The 18,415-nt window shown below is 58.7% G+C and carries 13 protein-coding genes and 1 pseudogene; 7 read left to right on the plus strand and 7 right to left on the minus strand.

The features are described from left to right. Positions 1 to 2,036 (minus strand): annotated as a pseudogene (locus AUL36_RS24905) (hypothetical protein); the annotation flags it as partial. A 478-nt stretch (positions 2,037 to 2,514) separates the two neighbouring features. Between AUL36_RS24905 and AUL36_RS21975 the strand changes: the two are divergent. Together AUL36_RS21975 and AUL36_RS21980 are read left to right on the plus strand one after the other, a co-directional pair. After that, positions 2,515 to 3,765 carry a hypothetical protein gene (locus AUL36_RS21975; RefSeq protein WP_062224271.1) on the plus strand — a complete coding sequence of 417 codons (1,251 nt, stop codon included), beginning with the start codon at positions 2,515 to 2,517 and terminating at the stop codon, positions 3,763 to 3,765. 12 nt (positions 3,766 to 3,777) lie between these two features. Beyond that, on the plus strand, positions 3,778 to 5,505 hold the full coding sequence (locus AUL36_RS21980; protein WP_062224273.1) for an ATP-binding protein: 1,728 nt from the start codon (positions 3,778 to 3,780) through the stop codon (positions 5,503 to 5,505). 229 nt (positions 5,506 to 5,734) lie between these two features. Here the strand turns inward: AUL36_RS21980 and AUL36_RS21985 are convergent, their stop codons facing one another. After that, positions 5,735 to 6,361: a recombinase family protein gene (locus AUL36_RS21985; protein WP_062224275.1), complete on the minus strand. Its 627-nt coding sequence runs from the start codon at positions 6,359 to 6,361 to the stop codon at positions 5,735 to 5,737. 344 nt (positions 6,362 to 6,705) lie between these two features. On the opposite strand from AUL36_RS21985, the gene AUL36_RS21990 reads away from it, so the two are divergent. The 3 genes from AUL36_RS21990 to AUL36_RS22000 all read left to right on the plus strand — a co-directional run bounded on the left by AUL36_RS21990 (position 6,706) and on the right by AUL36_RS22000 (position 10,710). Then, the gene (locus AUL36_RS21990) at positions 6,706 to 6,993 is read left to right on the plus strand and encodes an AbrB/MazE/SpoVT family DNA-binding domain-containing protein (protein ID WP_062224277.1); all 288 of its coding nucleotides are present in this window, start codon (positions 6,706 to 6,708) and stop codon (positions 6,991 to 6,993) included. A gap of 8 nt (positions 6,994 to 7,001) precedes the next feature. Beyond that, positions 7,002 to 7,382, plus strand: coding sequence for a PIN domain-containing protein (locus AUL36_RS21995; protein WP_192843894.1), 381 nt, complete (start codon positions 7,002 to 7,004; stop codon positions 7,380 to 7,382). A 337-nt stretch (positions 7,383 to 7,719) separates the two neighbouring features. After that, on the plus strand, positions 7,720 to 10,710 hold the full coding sequence (locus AUL36_RS22000) for a TrlF family AAA-like ATPase (RefSeq protein ID WP_062224281.1): 2,991 nt from the start codon (positions 7,720 to 7,722) through the stop codon (positions 10,708 to 10,710). A gap of 350 nt (positions 10,711 to 11,060) precedes the next feature. Here AUL36_RS22000 and AUL36_RS22005 read toward each other — a convergent pair whose 3' ends face one another. The 4 genes from AUL36_RS22005 to AUL36_RS22020 are packed head-to-tail and all read right to left on the minus strand — an operon-like array spanning position 11,061 to position 15,390. After that, positions 11,061 to 12,452, minus strand: coding sequence for an NAD-dependent succinate-semialdehyde dehydrogenase (locus tag AUL36_RS22005; RefSeq protein WP_062224283.1), 1,392 nt, complete (start codon positions 12,450 to 12,452; stop codon positions 11,061 to 11,063). Positions 12,453 to 12,491: 39 nt separating this feature from the next. Then, positions 12,492 to 13,934 carry an NAD(P)(+) transhydrogenase (Re/Si-specific) subunit beta gene (locus tag AUL36_RS22010; protein WP_062224285.1) on the minus strand — a complete coding sequence of 481 codons (1,443 nt, stop codon included), beginning with the start codon at positions 13,932 to 13,934 and terminating at the stop codon, positions 12,492 to 12,494. Positions 13,935 to 13,936: 2 nt separating this feature from the next. Beyond that, positions 13,937 to 14,245, minus strand: coding sequence for an NAD(P) transhydrogenase subunit alpha (locus AUL36_RS22015; protein ID WP_062224287.1), 309 nt, complete (start codon positions 14,243 to 14,245; stop codon positions 13,937 to 13,939). Continuing rightward, positions 14,242 to 15,390, minus strand: a complete 1,149-nt coding sequence (locus AUL36_RS22020) for an NAD(P) transhydrogenase subunit alpha (protein WP_062224289.1) — start codon at positions 15,388 to 15,390, stop codon at positions 14,242 to 14,244. Before AUL36_RS22020 ends, AUL36_RS22015 begins: the two co-directional genes overlap by 4 nt. Before the next feature lie 497 nt (positions 15,391 to 15,887). On the opposite strand from AUL36_RS22020, the gene AUL36_RS24360 reads away from it, so the two are divergent. Further along, entirely contained in the window at positions 15,888 to 16,508 is a 621-nt protein-coding gene (locus tag AUL36_RS24360) for a Crp/Fnr family transcriptional regulator (protein ID WP_062224291.1), read from the plus strand. A gap of 21 nt (positions 16,509 to 16,529) precedes the next feature. Here AUL36_RS24360 and AUL36_RS22030 read toward each other — a convergent pair whose 3' ends face one another. Then, on the minus strand, positions 16,530 to 17,033 hold the full coding sequence (locus AUL36_RS22030; protein WP_062224293.1) for a hemerythrin domain-containing protein: 504 nt from the start codon (positions 17,031 to 17,033) through the stop codon (positions 16,530 to 16,532). 306 nt (positions 17,034 to 17,339) lie between these two features. Here AUL36_RS22030 and adhP point away from each other — a divergent pair, with 306 nt between their 5' ends. Beyond that, complete coding sequence (gene adhP, locus AUL36_RS22035; RefSeq protein WP_062224321.1) at positions 17,340 to 18,413, plus strand: alcohol dehydrogenase AdhP; 1,074 nt, start codon at positions 17,340 to 17,342, stop codon at positions 18,411 to 18,413. The last annotated feature ends 2 nt before the right edge of the window (positions 18,414 to 18,415 follow it).

Below are 18,415 nucleotides of genomic sequence, written 5' to 3' on the forward strand. Positions count from 1 at the left end.
ATGATGGCCGAGTTGTAGCTCGGGTCCTCGTTGATGCTGTCGTGGCCGTCACCACGGGCGTAGAGATAGGTGTCCGAGCCGCCCTTGCCGTCGAGCGTGTCGTTGCCCATCAATCCAATAATGACATCTCCTCCGCTGCCGCCAGCAATTATGTTCTCTCCAGAAAAATCAGCTATTATCTGCTTCCCAGAAAGAATCTCATTAGCGACGATTTTTATGAAGTTGTCCTCAATTCCAGAAATGAGCCCTTTTATAGATTGTTTGATCGAAGCCGTGCTGCCGGATCCAAAATCAAAGACAGATCCTTCAAGAAGGGTAATTACAGGAGTTATGAATTTTAAGGACTCCGCGCGGTCGCTTGGAATGAATGCATCAATGATTTTGGCGTTTATAGAGCCTTCGAAGCTGTCTTTAACTCCATTGTAACGCAGGCTGGATAATAAAAATAATGGACTGCTAAAAATGGTATGAACGTCAATACCATTAATAAATCCTGATGCACTAACTTGAGCCGAAAAACGAAGGAGTAAGGCGTCTGCTATCCTTGAAAACTCTAAATTCAATTGCTCAGCAAATCTCCCATTTATATCAGATACTCCAGACCACTCATAAACGCTTGCGCCAAAAAAACGCTCAAGGAATGCAACTTTATTGCTATCTGCATAAGATCCATATTCGTTTTCATCAATGCCTCCGACGCCGGCCCATGTAAAAAGCATTTCATGAAATTTTCCACGAAATAGCTCAAAATTATCGGCATGAGCTGACGTAACTAGTCCGATCACCTCCTGCTTGAGTTCTACATTTAAAGTAAGAGAGTAGCTCAAGTCTGGAAGTTTACCATAGCCTTTGAGCTGAGGCAGCATACTTGCCATGGGATCGAGGACCAATCCATCTGGCATCACCCATTTCGAAATGGTTTTATTCGAGGCGAAGTATGCAGTTCCCGTAACAAGGGTGGAACCATCTTGCTTGGTAGCAATCGAGGTGTTTCTGATTTCATTCCCGTTCGAAAGCTCACCACTAAAATTATGATTGAGGTCGAAGGATTTTATACCATAGTAGTCAAGTCCATGAACCTCATCAGAGGTGGATAATCCATCGCCGTTCGCGTCAACCCAAATTTTTAACGAATCGAATACTTGATCGTTGCCATCTATGACGCCGTTTCCATCGGAATCCTTCTTTGCTAACGATACAAATCCGTCTTCCACTGAAGATCCGAACAATTCACTGACGCCATTGACGAGTCCATCCGCGTTTTTATCTTCAATCAAAAAACCGTCATTAGCTGAAAGCCAGCCAGTCTTTTCAGCAAAACCATCGTTTTCAAAATCAAAATAAGCGCTCGTACCTTTAACAGGTATGAGTTTAATGCCGTCGCCATTAAGGTCTATTACTAACGGGTCGCACGGCGGAGTGGGAGGAGCCGGAGGCCAAGGCCCAAATGGCTCGTTCGGATCGCCCGGCTCGTTCGGATCGCCTGGCTCGTTCGGATCGCCCGGCTCGTTCGGATCGCCTGGCTCGTTCGGATCGCCCGGCTCGTTCGGATCGCCTGGCTCGCTCGGATCGCCCGGCTCGTTCGGATCGCCTGGCTCGCTCGGATCGCCCGGCTCGTTTGGTTGGGGAGGTATCCAATTGTCGGGAATGGGTGGGGGCGAACCAAAATTGTCTTCATACCAATTACTAAAGTCTGACGGACTTCCAAACTCCGCGTAGACGCCGGCCTCGAAGAAATCGGCAACACCGTAGCCCAAGTTCGCAACGACATGACCACTGGAAGGATCGTACAGTGCCGCAAACGTACCGCCCGGAAGTCCAGACGGTGTGGCTAAACCTACAGCTTGATACGAACCAAATTCCCAGCCATTCTGGCCATAAGTGAAGCTGCCTCCCATGGCCCCGCCAACACCGGCTCCAACCTGAGTAAAGCCACCGATCGTTCCATACCCGTCTGGCGTTACCCCGATATTAGCCCCGAAAACAAATGCCGCTTGACCGTAAACACCGCCACCAATTGGGGTTCCAGAAGCCAAAGCTACCTCCACTGAATGAAATATGGCTCAAAAATGGCTAACACACACTCTTTAAGTGTGTAATCTCGTTGAGGTAAAATAATTGTGATAAAGTCATTCTTGCAAATAACCCTTGAGATTTTAATATTATTTTGCATTATTTCCTTTATTTCTACTATTGCAATAGGTGTTTTTTTAGATAGAAAAAAAATAATTGATTGCAAAATAAGAGGTACATACTACAACGTAATAAAGGAAAGAAGATCGTTTATGATTTTTTCTATCTGTATATACTTTGTAGGGCTTTTCTTGATCGGGCTTCGGTGGTTGACGACCTTATAGGGATGACTATCTAGTTCGTAGAGGTCAAGTGCTCCTAATCTGATGTTTGATATCTTGACCGAGGCAGCGAAGCGTATGCAAGGGATCTTGCTGACCTGCTGCAACCTTGCGTTCCTGAATTTTCCGGCATCCGGCTCTTACTAACCGAGAACGAAGTATGACCGAGGCGGAAGCTCAGGAAGCGCAGCGCGAAGCGACGGCAACGATCCGCGGCTACATGTATCAGTTCGATGCGAGCATTCTCGCCGTGCTTGGCGCAACCAAGTCCGAGTTAATCACGGTGGAGGGGGTCGAAGACTTCGACGTTCTCACGGACGAGACCCAGATCTATGGACAAGTCAAGTACTACGAAGCCCAGAAGCTCACGGACTCGACTTTGCGCGACGCCATTCTACCGATGATGACGGGATTTCTCCGCTATCCGGCGGACGTTCGGCTACGGAAAAAGTACGTCCTCTACGGTTACTTCAGGGACTCAGCTGGCGTAGCGACCTCCTATGGGCTTGCCGATATGCAGCGCATGCTCGTTCGCGCCCAGTACGCGGTTGATCCTGCGACCAAGACTCGCGTCAAAACCACGATCAATCTGCAAACCGACTTGGGAGCGTCGGACGAGGATCTGACGGCTTTTTGCGGCCGGTTTAAGGTCGTTCTCAGCGAGCCGTTCGACATGCACCGAGCACGGGTCATTGAAGCGCTGCGCGCCGCGCTCGGGGTGGCCGAGGACGAAGCCAAATTATACAGTTATCCGTCGGCGTTCTCCGCAATGGCATCGCTTTCGAGCGCCTCGTCGAAAGCCGCACGGACCACGACGCGGAAGAACTTCCTGCAGCAGATCCAGCCCAACGTCGCCGTCTATTCGGCCTGGGCGCTTCGCAGAGAAAGCGAAGCGGCCTACTGTAAGTTAATCCGCGAAGCACATTTTGCCCGCCTCAACGTCGAGAATCACGACCGCTTCTTCATCATCGATTTGCCCGACACCGAAACCCTGGATATGCTGATCACCCTCGTGCGCCATATCATTGGCGGATGGAGCAGTCACAGATCGAAGTCCAAACCCTCGAAAGAACGCTACGCGCCTTTCTTCTTTTTCCCCCGCCTCGGCCCGGCGGATCTCGTTAAGCTGAAGAGCCAGCTGATAGCTGAGAGTTACCGAATCACAGACGGCTACGCCTTTCTTGGGGCGCCATTCACCACACAGCAGCTCCTGGTCGCTCAGACGGCGCTTGAGCCGATCGCGGCCCGCATCGTCGGCGACGGCGCGCAGTTAGCCGCTGCGCTCGATGCATCGGTGCGCCGCCGGCTCGTTGTCCAGCTTCATGCCGGCAAACCGCAGGAGATCGACGCGAAGTTTCGGCAGATTTCGGTGCCTGTGCGCAGCGCTACAATGGCTATGAAAATTGTATAGAGAGCAAGTTGGATGGATGAGAGTGAGATCAATGCCGAGGTCGTCTCGGTTTTCCCGAACAAGGTGCGTATTGCCGTCAACGATCTCTTGTCGTTCGAGATCGCCGGGCAGTCGCTGCGCGTCGGATCGTTCCTGAAGATTTCCGACAACGACAATGTCTCGCTGATCTGCATCATCGAAAGCTTTTCAATCGAGATGCGGGCGAAGGGCGATGACCACCAGCGCCTCTATATGATCGATGCCTATCCACTCGGCACGCTCAAGGAGGACATCTTTCGGCGAGGCGGCGACGAACTCGCAATTCCGCCTAAGCGGGTCGTACCCGCGACCCGTGAAGAAATTGCTGCGATCTACGCCAACGCGTTCGAAGAACAGCAACGGTGCTGCTTCTCATCGCTTACGCGACAACGGGACGTGAAGGTTCCCGTCCACGGCGACCGCTTCTTCAACAAGCACATCGCCGTGGTGGGCGCGACGGGGTCGGGAAAGTCGTCCAGCGTGTCTAAAATTCTGCAGGAGGCGTCGACCGCGAAGTCGCACGGCTACGCCGGGCTCAACAATTCGCACATCGTCATTTTCGACATTCATGGCGAATATGCATCCGCGTTTCCTGCGGCCAAGTTGCTGTCTGCCGACGATATCGTGCTCCCCTACTGGTTACTCAACGACGGCGAGATGGGTGACATGTTCCTCGAGTCGGGTGACAGCAACAACTACAATCAGGAAGCGTTACTACGGACGATTATCACGCATTGCAAGGAGATGGCCAACCCGGGGATCGCCAAAGTCAATTTCGACAGTCCCCTCAAGTACGACATCGCCCATCTGCAGACTTGCTTTGCCAATCTGTCGCGGGAGACCAAGGATGCGAACGATCCGCTCACGATCAAAACTAAAGATGGGAACTCATTTACCTATGCCGATGATCGCGCGCGCTTGACCGCCTATTGTACTCAACCTGTGGATTTCGCCTTTAAGGCCACAGGCAAAATTAACGGCGGTCCTTATGCCGACGGCACGATCGACAAGTTCGTCCGGCGGATATCGGCAAAGATCAACAATTCGCGTCTCGATTTCATGTTCGGCCCAAGGGCTGCGAAGGCGACGCTCGAAGACGTCATCCGTCAGATAACCGGCTATGAGAAGACTTCGAGCGCCAACGTTACCATCCTCGATTTGAGCGGCATACCGTTTGAGGTCCTCAGCATAACCGTATCGCTGGTGACGCGGCTTCTATTCGATTTTTCGTATCACGAGCGCCGACAGACCGGCAAATGCGAGACGCCGTTCCTACTCGTCTACGAAGAGGCACACAAATATGCGCCGCGCAGCGATCTCGCACGTTTTAAGGCTTCGCTGAACTCGATCGAGCGAATTGCCAAGGAAGGTCGAAAATACGGGGTCAGCCTGATGATCTCGAGCCAGCGCCCATCGGAGATTTCGGAGACGATCTTTTCTCAGTGTAGCAATTTCCTGGCGATGCGCCTAACCAACCCAGAAGACCAGGCCTATGTGAAGCGCTTGCTGCCCGACACACTCGGCAACCTAACCGCAGGGTTGCCGGCGTTGGAGCAAGGCGAGGCGCTGCTCATCGGTGATGCCGTTGCAATGCCGTGCGTCGTGTACATCACCGAATGCTCACCAAAGCCGTCGTCGAACGACATCCGCTACTACGAGCTCTGGAAGAACCCTTGGCATGCGGCAGGCGTCTCCGACGATTTTGGCCATTGGCTGAAGTAGGTGCCGCCTAGGATGGACACTATAACTTCGACCAAGCTTCTCGTCGGTCCGATCTTAGTGCCCGCGATGATAGTGTTAAGCGTCTGAATGAACGTCCGCCTTCCTGTTTTTGGCCTGAGTCCGGTTAATCTGCATGGCCCAACCGCCTTTACACAGGAGAGGTTCTGAGCGCCGCGGCGAATAGCCGGTTTGGGCGCAAAGCCGACATGCTGCGATCGCTTCCAAAACGCTACGAAGGGCCTGCATCGTCGTCCTCTTTCGAGGCCGGATCAGCTCGCTCCCTACCTTCATCCCGCGCCCGCTGGATCGTCTGTCGGCTGACACCATAGTCGCGTGAGAGCTTCGACACCGAAGCCCCCTCCCCCAGCTTCTCCCGCACCATCTGCTTCTGCGCGTCCGTCAGGCTGCGCGGACGGCCCAGCACCTTGCCCTGTTCCTTCGCCCGGATCAGGCCTGCATGGGTGCGCTCGATCAGGAGGTCGCGCTCGAACTCGGCGACCGCGTTGATGACGCTCATCGTCATCCGGCCCGTCGAGCTGGTCAGGTCGACACCGCCCAGCGCCAGACAATGAACCTTCACGCCCATCTCGGCTAGCGTCTCAACCGTCGTGCGCACGTCCATCGCGTTGCGGCCAAGACGATCCATCTTGGTGACGACGAGAACGTCCCCTTCCTCCATCCGGTCGAGAAGACGCGTGAAGCCCTCGCGCTCCTTGGTGGCGACCGATCCGGAGACGGTTTCCGAGACGACGCGGCGGGCATGGACGTCGAAGCCGGCGGCCTTGATCTCACCGATCTGATTTTCGGTGACCTGGCCGTGGGTGGAGACGCGGACATAGGCAAAAGTTCGGGACATCGGGCCTCGAAAACGACCTTATACGTCACGATCTTATAGGACATGTCCGATACGTCGGATAGTTGGTTTCTGGTCAGGATCGGCGGAGCCTGTCCTTAAACGATCAAATTTGGACGTGTTCTGTTCGACGAAATGAGCCTATCAGCGTTGAGCATGACAGATCATAGGTTTTAGACATTTTTCAGCGCATGCCATTTTATGAGCACAAGTGACGCTACCCATCTGATATGACAAATCCTGCGCAATAACCGACCTATCAAACAAGTGTCTAATCGACCAAAAGAAAGAGCGCATTCCTCGATCGAGGGCATTATGATAATATCAGCCTTTTTGGGAGTTATGTGATGGTCGTCTACGAGTTGCCACTTCAAGATAATGGGCGCGTCGTCTTGCCGGCAGCCCTGAGGAAGGCTCTAGGGCTGACGAAGGGGGATAAGGTTTTGATCGAAGCAGAGGGCGATCGGGTCACTCTGACCACTGCACGGCTTCGACGCAAACGAGCCCAGGAGATTGCCAAAAAATACGCTCAGCCCGGCGTCAGTATCGTGGAGGAGTTTCTGCAAGAGAAACGAGCCGAGGCCGCGCGTGAGAACGAACAGATCGCACTCTCAAGCGAGGTGTCTGGTTCGTGACGGCTTGCGTGATCGATACCTCGGCCATCCTCGCCTATGCCTTCGCCGAAAAAGGCGCGATGAAAGTCGAGCGATGGATCGATGAGGGAGCTGCTGTCTCCAGTCTGACAATTCAGGAAGCGATTTCGAAGCTCTGCCAAACCGGTATGAGCGTGGAGGAAGCCGAGCAACTCGTTCGCGATCTCGGCCTCGTCGTTCATCCCCTTGATTTCGATCTCGCCGTGCGTGCCGGCGGTATGTTCGCTCTCACCAAGCCATTCGGTTTGAGCCATGGTGATCGCGCGTGCCTAGCGCTAGGACAAAAGCTCGCGGTAACGGTCGTGACCGCTGACAAAGCTTGGTCGAAGGTCGCGCGCGATCTCGGACTGCGCGTCGAACAGTTTAGATAAGCGGCATATTCGGAAAAGGATTATACGAGGGCTAGCATCCTGCAAGTCCATGTTCGAACCCTTTGAGCGATATGCCCTCAACAGGTTCGGATGCAGCCCCATTCGGCCGGAAGCTCAGGTGATCGAAAAGCTGATGGTCAGCGGATGGACCATGGTGATTATCAACTGCCTCTTGCGATCGTAGCGATTGAACCGCAAACGAAGTGCCTGGGAGAATCCACCATTGTTTCATCGAGTTGGGCTGGCTTTCATATGCGCGCTCTTACTCACAACGTAACGTAGACGTATAACAACCCCCGATTAGGTGCCGAACAAGGCATCGGGAAGGGTTGTTTGAATGGCGGGACAGCTTAGCAGGGGATCGGTCTGGCATCGCTGGGATCCCCACATCCATACTCCGGGCACGATCCTCGCTGATCAATACCCTGCCGCCGACGGATGGGAACAGTTCATATCCCGAATCGAGGCTTCAGATCCGCCGGTTCGCGCCCTTGGCATCACTGACTATTTCAGCACTGCGACCTACGAGCAGGCTGTCGCTTATAAGTGCGCTGGCCGGCTTAAGGATGTCGACCTGATCTTCCCCAATGTCGAGCTTCGGTTGGGGATTGGAACGCCTCGGGGATCGGCGATCAACATCCACCTTCTGGTATCACCCGAAGATCAAGACCATCTTGCCCGTCTGCACGCCTTCCTCTCCGATCTGCGGTTCGAAGCACTGGGTGAGCGCTACCGTTGCACACCAGCTGATATCATGCGGCTTGGCCGCGCCCACGACGCCAATGCAACCAGTGACAAAGGCGCACTAGAAGCTGGAACCAATCAATTCAAGGTCGACCTCGCCGTCCTTCGCGAGGCAATGAAGGCAAGCGATTGGGCACGATCCAACATTCTTGTCGCGGTTCCGGCTAGTAACGTCGATGGCTCCGCAAGCTTACAAAGCGATGGGTCGTTAACGCGGCTGCGGCGCGAGATCGAACGCGCCTCCAACATCATCTTCTCGAGCAGGCCAGGCGATCGGCAGTTCTGGCTCGGCAAAGGACCGGTGACTCGCGAGGTGTTGGTAGCCGAATATGGCGGCCTGAAGCCGTGCCTGCACGGTAGCGATGCGCATCGTCCCGAGGTCGTGGCGGCCCCGGCGCAAGACCGTCGGTGCTGGCTCAAGGGACAGGTGACGTTCGAGACGCTACGCCAAGCGTGCCTTGAGCCTGAGATGCGGGTTCACGTGGGGACTGCGGCACCGCCTGCGGCACAGCCTTCACAGGTGATGACGGACGTCAATGTGAAGGGCGCCCCCTTCCTCTACGATGCCGTCATGCCTCTGAACCCTGGTCTTGTCGGGATCATTGGCGCGCGGGGCTCCGGAAAGACGGCTCTCGCTGATCTGATCGCCGCCGGCGGTGCCGCGTTGTCCGTGAAAGCAAACAAGCTTTCTTTCGTCCACCGCGCACGCGACCATCTCACCGAGGCTACTGTCGAGCTGAATTGGGATGATGGCTCCGCATGTAGCGAGACGATCGCCAGCGTCCTGCAAGATGCCGGCGAAGAAGGCGAACCACAGGTGCGTTATCTCTCCCAGCAATTTGTCGACCGACTATGCTCGGCTGAGGGGCTGAATGATGAACTGCTGACTGAGATCCAGCGGGTTATCTTTCTTGCTCACCCCACGGAAGAGCGGCTTGGCGCCACGGATTTCACCCAGCTTCTCGATTTGCGTGCGGAGAGCGCACGCACGGCACGGGGGCAAGCTGAGGATGAACTTCGCGACCTATCGACGGAGTTTGTTGGGGAGCGGGAAAAAGAGGCGAGCATCGGCTCGCTCCAAAGCAGGCTGACAACTCTGCGAGAAACGATCACGAAGGCGCAGACCGATCGCTCCGCCCTTGTAGGGAAAAGTGGCGGCGATCAGGCCCGTCTTCAAGCATACAACGTCGTTGCAGAGGCTTTGCAAAAGCGCAGGTCGGAGCATGAACAGCTCGAACGCCGCCGCAACGCGCTCGATACACTCGCGCATGAGGTCACCCTGGCGCGCAAGCGGACCTTTCCTGACGCCCTCCGTCAGATGCGCCAGCACCATGAAGCTGCGCAGATGCCAGAGCCACTATGGCAACGTTTCGAAATGACGTTCAAAGGCGATGTTGACGCCGCAATCGCTGGCGAACGCGCAACTGCCGTGACGGCACTGAAAGCGCTTGCAGGCACACCTGTCGCAGAAGCAGCTGGAACGTCACCTCCCACCACGTCTCAGCTGCCACAAGGTGCACCGCTTCAAACCCTATCAATCGCTGTTCTTGCGGCGGAAACACAGCGGCTTGAGAGCCTCATTGGCGTCGATCGGGCAGCCGCAAAGTCGCTGACGACGCTTAACAGCAAAATCGCAGCTGATGAGGCACAGGTGGTCAAACTTCAGCGCCAGATCGCGACGGCAGAGAAGGCACCAGCGCGTCTGCTGGAAATTCGCGATGAGCGCCAAGCCGCCTATACACGTGTGTTCAACGCGCTGGTTGCCGAGCAGGCCGAATTGTCCAGCCTGTATGCCCCGCTCGCCAGTCGGATTGAGGCCGAGAGCGGATCGGCGCGCAAACTATCGTTCCAGGTTCGACGTCGCGTCGACGTCGATGCTTGGGCCCGAAAGGGAGAAGCATTGCTGGACCTGCGCATGGGGTCGAAGTTGCGCATAGGCACACTGGCCGATCACGCGCGCGCCCGTCTCCTTCCGGCTTGGAGCACGGGTACGGCCGAGGATGTGTCGAAAGCTCTTGCCGTTTTTCGCGAAGCACACGACCCGGCCATCATTGAATGCTGTCCTTACAATCGCCGTGACCCGGCTAAGGCTGCCGATTTCCGTCAGTGGGTTGGTGACATTTCCGCTTGGCTCTATGGCACCGACCATATCCAGATAGCCTACGGCATTCAGTATGACGGGACAGACGTAGAGAGGCTGTCACCGGGCACACGAGGCATCGTTTTGTTGCTGCTCTACCTGGCGATCGACACAGATGATGATCGCCCCCTCATCGTCGATCAGCCAGAAGAAAACCTTGATCCGCACTCGATCTTTGTCGAGCTGGTAGAACGCTTTAGATCGGCCAAGCAGCGCCGGCAGATCATCATTGTCACCCATAATGCCAATCTGATCGTCAATACCGATGCAGATCAGGTTATCGTGGCAACCTGTGGTCCCCACCGTCCAGGACAGCTCCCTGAAATCCGTTATCAGGCCGGTGGACTGGAAGACCCGGATATTCGCGGGAGTGTGTGCAACATCCTCGAAGGCGGAGCCGAAGCCTTCAAGGAACGCGCCAAACGGCTACGCGTGGGATTGTAGCAGTAGGCAGGAACCCTTAGGTATTTGATCCCGGTATTTGCTGAGCCGGATTGGGCCCAGAGCGCTCCGGCTCTGGGGTTCATTTCTCGCAGTTGAACTCGCAGGGCATCTGGCCCGTGAGGGTCTTCAAGCGGCGTGCAAAGTTGTACGCATCATGGAAGTCAGCGGGCTCGTCTCTATTCAGCGTGTTCAGGTCGAGCGTTCCCGAACTGATGTTTGGCCCTGACTAACGTGTGGTCCGTCGCTGATCACGCTTCCCTTCTGGGTCGACCCGGTCGGGTCCTTCACATGATAGGATTGGATTCAGCTTAGGAGTGCTTGATCTTAACACGCCGATTAGAGCAGCCTCCTCAGAACCGGGCGTCGATATCTACGACGTCGATGAGTTTATGATTGACGAATTCCTTGAGGCCGAGCCCCAGAAGCTCGCGCCCGTAACCCGAGCGCCGAACCCCGCCGAAAGGCAGGTCCGCCTCGACCTTGGTCGGGTGATTGACGAACACCATGCCGGTCGAGATTTTCCTGGCGACCTCCGCACCGTGTTTCGTGTCCGAGGTGAACACCGAGCCGCCCAAGCCGAATGGCGAGTCGTTGGCAATACGGATCGCATCCGCCTCGTCCTTCGCCCGGAACAGCATCGATACCGGGCCGAAGAACTCCCAGTAACGGGCCGGATTGTCCTCTCCGACATCGGTCAGAATGGTCGGCTGCACGAACGCGCCCTGATTGGGCACGGGAGGGCCGACCTCCTCGGCCTTTGCGCCATGGGCGACGGCCTGCCTGATCTTGTCCCTGATGTCGTCCGCGGCGCCTTGTGAAGAGAGCGGGGCAAGCGTCGTTTCGGGATTGAAGGGATCACCTGCCTTCAGACCTGCGACACCTCGGCGGTACCGGGTCAGGAACTCGTCATAGACCTTGTCGACGATGATCATGCGTTTGGAGGAGACACAGACTTGGCCGCCATTCCAGTGCCGGCCGAAGACCGCCCATCTGACGGTCTTTTCCATATCGGCATCCGCCAGCACGACGAAGGCATCGGCGCCGCCCAACTCCATGGTCGACTTTTTCAGGGCGCTGCCTGCCTGCGCGGCGACGACCGATCCGGCGTCTTCTGATCCCGTCAGCGCCACGCCACGAACACGCGGGTCGTTGATAATTCTCTCCACCTGCGAGCGGGTGGCATAGAGATTGGTGAATGCACCTGCGGGCAGGCCCGCTTCATGCATCAGCTGTTCGAAAGCCGCCGCGCTTTGCGGCACGTTGGATGCATGCTTCAGAAGCATCGTGTTACCGGCCGAGAGTTGCGGCGCGATGATCCGGGCAATCTGGTAATAGGGGAAATTCCACGGCTCGATCGCGAGCAGAACGCCGAGCGGTTCGCAGACGATCACGGCCTCGCCTTCGGCCGGATCTGCGACTTTCAACGGTTCCGATCGCAGCAGTGCTTCGGCGTTCTTGACATAATATTCGAAGATCTTCGCAGACAGTTCGACCTCGGCCTTGGCCTCGGTGAAGAGCTTGCCCATTTCCAACGTCAGTAGCTTGGCATAGGCGTCGGCATCCTTGCGCAGAAGGTTCGCTGCCTTCTGGAGCACGGCGCCACGTTCGGCGAACGACGTTTCCCGCCAGGCGAGAAAGGCTGCGTGGGCGGCATCTATGGCTTGGCCAATCTCGGCGTCCGTGGCGTTCGGAAAGGTCTTGAGAATTTCACCCGTGTACGGATAGGTGGTTGAGTAGGTCATGTCCGTTTCTTTCGTTGAACAGGAAGGTAACCGTCGACCTCAGGCGGCCACCGGCACTTTTGTTGTCAGTTCCTTGATGGATTGAACCATTTGGGTCAGCACGGCCTGGGCATCGCCGTAGACCATGTTGCAGTTGTCACCGTAGAAGAGCAGGTTCTCGACCCCGGCATAGCCGCGGCCTTGCCCGCGTTTGACGACGTAGACCTGGAGGGCCTTGTCGACGTTGAGGATCGGCATGCCGTAGATCGGCGATGTCTTGTCGGTACGGGCGGCCGGGTTCACGACGTCGTTGGCACCTATGACCAGCGCGACATCCGTCGAGGCGAAGGCATCGTTGATGTCTTCCATGTCGAAAATGATGTCGTAGGGAACCCCGGCCTCGGCGAGCAGAACGTTCATATGCCCCGGCATGCGTCCGGCGACCGGGTGCATGGCAAATTTGACATCGACGCCGGCGGCCTGCAGCAGCTTGACGAATTCATAGAGCTTCTGCTGCGCCTGGGCGACGGCTAGGCCGTAGCCCGGTACAATGATGATGGAAGAGGCGTAGCGCATGGCGATCGCCGCATCGTCCGCGTTGACCGGTTTCAAACGGCCCGCAACCTCGCTGCTTTCGACTGCGACGGTGTCGCCGAAATTGCTGAACAGGACATTGGAAAGCGACCGGTTCATGGCCTTCGCCATGAGGACGGTCAGGAGCGTGCCGGCAGAGCCGACCACCATGCCGGCAATCATCAAGGCGGGATTGGCGAGCGCATAGCCCTCGAGCCCGACGGCGAGGCCGGTAAAAGCGTTATAGAGGGAGATCACCACGGGCATGTCCGCACCGCCGATTGGCAGCGTCATCAACACGCCGAAAGCCAGCGCCAAAAGGAAGAAGGCCGACGCAAGCGCTCCTGCCACGCCGCCACCATATGTAACCGTCAGTCCGGCAAGCACGAGAGCGAGCAGAAAGATGCCGCCATTAAGAACCTGCTGGCCCCAGAACCGCCAAGGCTTGTTGATCCTGCCGTCCAGCTTCGCCCAAGCGATGACGGAACCGGTCAGTGAAATCGAACCGATCAAGGCGCCGGCCAGCGTCACGCTGGTCAGTAAAAGACTCGTGGAGGGGCCGCGGACGATCTCGGCTGCAGCAATCGCTGCCGCTGCTCCGCCGCCCATACCATTATAAAGCGCGACCATCTGCGGCATGCCGGTCATGGCGACCTTGCGGCCGCTCCACAGCGCCCAGCCGCCGCCAATCAGAAGCGCAGCCGCGGCGAGCGCGAGATTCTGCGGGAGTTTGATCTGTGCTTCCGGGGGAAGGTGCACAAGGACGAGGAAGGCAGCGATGACGGCAACCAGCATGCCGAGCCCGGCGATCTTGATGCCGGCAAGTGCCGTGACCGGCGACGACATGCGTTTCAGGCCGAAGATGAAAAGACCGGCGGCGGCCAGACCGCTGACACCATCCAGGGATGTGAGAAGAAGAGCGTATGACATGGTCAGCCTCCCTTCGGGCCGCTGGCGCGGAACATGGCCAGCATTCGGTCGGTGACGACATAACCGCCAGCCACATTGGCTGCGCCCAGCAGGACGCCGATGAAGCCGATGACCTGAGCCTCCATGCTGGTGGCCATCAGCAGGGTGTGTAGCGCGCCGACGACCACAATGCCGTGGATGAAATTCGATCCTGACATCAGCGGAGTATGCAGGATCGAGGGCACGCGGCTGATCACTTCGTAGCCGGTGAAGGCCGCGAGCATGAAAATGTAAAGGGCGATGAGCCAGGTGAGTGTGACATCATGGGTCATGCTGCCGCCTCCTTGAACCTGACGACCTTGAGCACGGCCTGAACGGCCGGGTTGCGGAGGGCGCCGTCATGGGTGAGCACGGTTGCGGCGATGATCGCGTCGTCGAAATCGAGACGGATGGCCCCGTCCTTGACGATCAGTTCGACAAGGTTGGCGACGTTCTTGGCGTAAAGTTCGCTCGCATGCTGGGCGAGCATGGAGGGCACGTTCAAGGGCCCGAGAATGGTGACCGGGCCTACCATTACCGTTTCACCCGGGCGTGTGCCTTCGCAGTTGCCACCGCCTTCTGCACCGAGATCGACGATGACGGAGCCCGGCTTCATGGTGGCGATCTGCCCGGCTGAAATCAGCTTCGGTGCCGGACGACCCGGAACCGAGGCCGTGGTAATGATCAGGTCGGCGTCGGCGATATGCCTGTCGAGCGTGGACCGGACCTTCGCCCGTTCCTCGGCCGTCAACTCGCGGGCATAGCCGCCTTCGCCGCGTGCATCGACGCCCGTGTCGACGAATTTGGCGCCGAGCGACAGGGCCTGTTCCTTCGTTTCCGGGCGGACGTCATATCCCTCGGTCACGGCACCGAGACGATGGGCGGTGGCGAGCGCCTGCAATCCGGCGACACCGAGCCCCATAACCAAAACCCGTGCCGCGCGCAGCGATCCGACCGCCGTGGTCATCATCGGCAGAATGCGCGGCATATGCACGGCGCCGACGAGCGGGGCGTAGTAACCGGCGAGAGCTGCTTGGCTCGACAAGGCGTCCATCGCCTGGGCGCGGCTGATGCGAGGGATCTGTTCCATCGCAAAGCTCGTGATCTTGCCATCGCGGAGCACTTTGACGAGATCGGGAGAGGCTGCGCCATAGATGAACGAGATCAGGGCCGCGCCGGGTTTCATCGGTCGCACGGTCTCGACCGGAGGCGGCTGCACCGCAAGCACGATATCCGCCTCGCTGAGGAGCTTCTGCCGGTCCGGCTCGATCCGACAATCGGTATAAGCCGCATCAGTGAACGTGGCACTGACCCCGGCGCCGGATTCGATCCGGATATCCGCGCCCAGACGCTTCAGGCGGGATGCGGCTGTCGGTGTCAACGCCACACGCTTTTCTCCCGCTCGGGTCTCTTTGAGAAAGCAAAGTACGAAGGCCATAGATCCTGCCTTTCCGCCGGTTCGCTTCATGCATCCGGCCTTGGCTGTCGGGCGTAAGCTGCACTTCAGCGACGGCACGCGCCTTGATCGAGATCAACCGGAGAACTGAACCTTTCCTAGGCTCAAAGCGCCTCGAGCGTCTCACGCGCCTTCAACGCGGTTGGCGGCTATACAGAACAGGGGATGGCCAATGCCTCCATCGGCCCGCTCAAGGCGCCCGCATGTTTCGAAATGGTTGTTTCGACAGGTATAGAAATGGTTGTTTCGACAGGTATAGAAATGGTTGTTTCGACAGATATAAGGGTATACTGATCGACACATACAGCCCTGCCGCGCTCGCGACATCCTTCGGGAGAAGATCAATACAAGTGGCTTTCGATATCCCTCCCCGCGAAATGCTGTCCTCGGTGGAGCATCTTTGTCCCCCGTCCTGCTGCGGCTGCCCGGTTCGTCAGAGCGGCATCTGCCGGGCGCTCGACCTGGAAGGGCTTCGACAGATGGCCCGGGTCTCGAACCGCCGCGTGGTCTCGAAGGGCGAGCCCATCCAGCGGGATCTGGGCGAGGGAGAAGGGGTCGCCAGTCTCGTCAGCGGCGTCGTCAGCCTGTCGCGCGGCCTTCCGGACGGGCGTCACCAGATCGTCGGGCTGCAGTTCCCCCCGCGCGTGCTGGGCGCCGTGTCCGGGTGCGATCACCGAACGGAAGCGATCGCGCGGGACACTGTTCGGCTCTGCGCCGTCGCTCGGCGCGACTTCGAGGGGGTCCTGTCCCGCTTTCCGAAGCTGGAACACGAAGTGCTGCGCCAGATCAGCGAACAGCTTGGCGAGTCCCAAGACTGGCTTCTGGCGATCGGGCGCAAGTCTGCCGCCGAGCGGGTCGCGAGCTTTCTGGAAATGGTGGCGCACCATGGCTCGCGCGCGCCATCGCCGGACGCGACGGTCCTCGTCCATCTGCCGCTGTCGCGCGGCGCGATGGCCGACTTTCTGGGCCTGACGATCGAGACCGTGTCGCGCAAGATGTCGGAACTGCGCCGCGCGGGCATCCTCGATTTCACCGATGCCACGGCCGTGCGGATTCTCTCGCCCGCGCGGCTCAGAATGGCGACGGGCGACGTTTCGTGATCCCCCGTTCCGACTTGTCGATCATGGGACAAACGGATGGATCGGCCCGGCCGCCTCCCTTTCCAGCCGCTCGTAGGCCCGTTCGATGAAGGCCATATCGTCGCGGTTCAGGACTTGGCCCGCGAGCGGGAGGATGAAATCCGCTTCGCCGGCCACATGCCGGCGCACATTGCGAAACAGGGCGCGCGCCTGATAGGCGATGCTCTCGAAGTCTTCCCGCGTTCGACGCTCCGACAGGCTGAGAAGTTCGCCCGACAGTTCGCTCGCCGCGTCATGATCCTCGCGATGCTCCCCCTCCAGCCGGCGCAGGCTCGCGCGCAGCGCGTCGGACGCGGGCAGCCGGCGCTCCAGGGCGGGAAAGAAAAAGGTTTCCTCGACCCTGTGATAGCGGCGCAGATGCGGCGCGAGCCGTTCGCCGAGCGCCATGCAGAGCCCTTCGTCCGGCCGGGGGAAACCGTCGATCAGCGTTTCGAGCGCCTCGCAGAGCGTGATCTGCCGGCCGTGGTGGAAGGCGAGCCGCGCCACGCCGCCGGCTCTCGCCTCCTCGCTCCAGCGTCGCTTCCATCCTTCACGCGTCCTGAACCTTCGCACCATGGCGCTGCCATTCGAGATATGGGCGACCTCTCGCGGCCCGGAGGCGCTGCGGGTCGTTCGCTTGTCTGAGAGCGGACATCAGCACCCTGCGGCGCGGCGCGTCTTGATCCGCGTCAAACCCGCATGGCTCCCGGGCGCATTTCCCTCCCGCACCTTGCGCTGGATCAAAGCGACGGGGGCGAAGTTCGCCCATCCTCGCCCCGTCCCATCGAGACAGGTGCGAGCGAGGAGATCGTGATGACGAAAATGATGCGTGCGGCCGTGGTGGAGGAGTTCGGCAGGCCGCTGTCGATCCGCACCGTGCCGGTTCCCCGTCCGGGCCCGAACGAGGTTCTGGTGCGGGTCGTCGCCTGTGGTGTGTGCCACACCGATCTGCACGCGGCCGAGGGCGACTGGCCGGTGAAGCCGCATCCCCCGTTCATTCCCGGCCATGAGATCGCGGGCGTGGTCCACGAACTCGGCAGCGAGGTTCGCCATCTGCGGGTCGGCGACCGGGTCGGCGTCGCCTGGCTGCACGATTCCTGCCAGCGCTGCGAATATTGCGAAACGGGCTGGGAAACGCTTTGCGAGCATCAGCACAACACGGGCTATAGTTGCGACGGCGGCTTTGCCGAATACGTGCTGGCCCATGCCGATTTTGCCGCGCGGCTGCCCGATGCGCTGGGCTTTGCCGAGGCCGCGCCCATCCTGTGCGCGGGCGTCACCACCTACAAGGGGCTGAAGGAGACCGAGGCCCGGCCCGGCCAGTGGGTGGCGATTTCGGGGATCGGCGGGCTTGGCCATGTCGCGATCCAATATGCCAAGGCCATGGGCCTGCATGTGGCCGCGCTCGACATCGCGCCCGAGAAACTGGCGCTGGCCACCAAGGCGGGCGCCGATCTCGCGGTGGACGCGCGCGACGCGGCAGCCACGGCCCGCATCCTGGAGGCGACGGGCGGCGGCGCGCATGGGGTGCTCGTCACCGCCGTCTCGCCCCCTGCGTTTGCTGCCGCGCTCGGGATCGTCCGGCGCAAGGGGACGGTGGCGCTGGTCGGCCTGCCGCCGGGCGAATTTGCGACCCCGATCTTCGATGTCGTTCTGAAGCGCATCACGCTGCGCGGCTCGATCGTCGGCACGCGGGCCGATCTGGAGGAGGCCCTGGCCTTCGCCGCCGAGGGCAAGGTCAGGGCAGAGATCGAGACCGTGCCGCTGGAGGCGATCAACCGTGTCTTCGCCGACCTGAAGTCCGGCCATGTCACCGGGCGGATCGTTCTCGACCTCGCGGCCGTGGCGAGCGGCGAACTCTCCCGGCGCGAAACGGCAAGGGCTTGAGG

The sequence above is a fragment of the Aureimonas sp. D3 genome, from assembly GCF_001463805.1.
Classification (GTDB): domain Bacteria; phylum Pseudomonadota; class Alphaproteobacteria; order Rhizobiales; family Rhizobiaceae; genus Aureimonas; species Aureimonas ureilytica_A.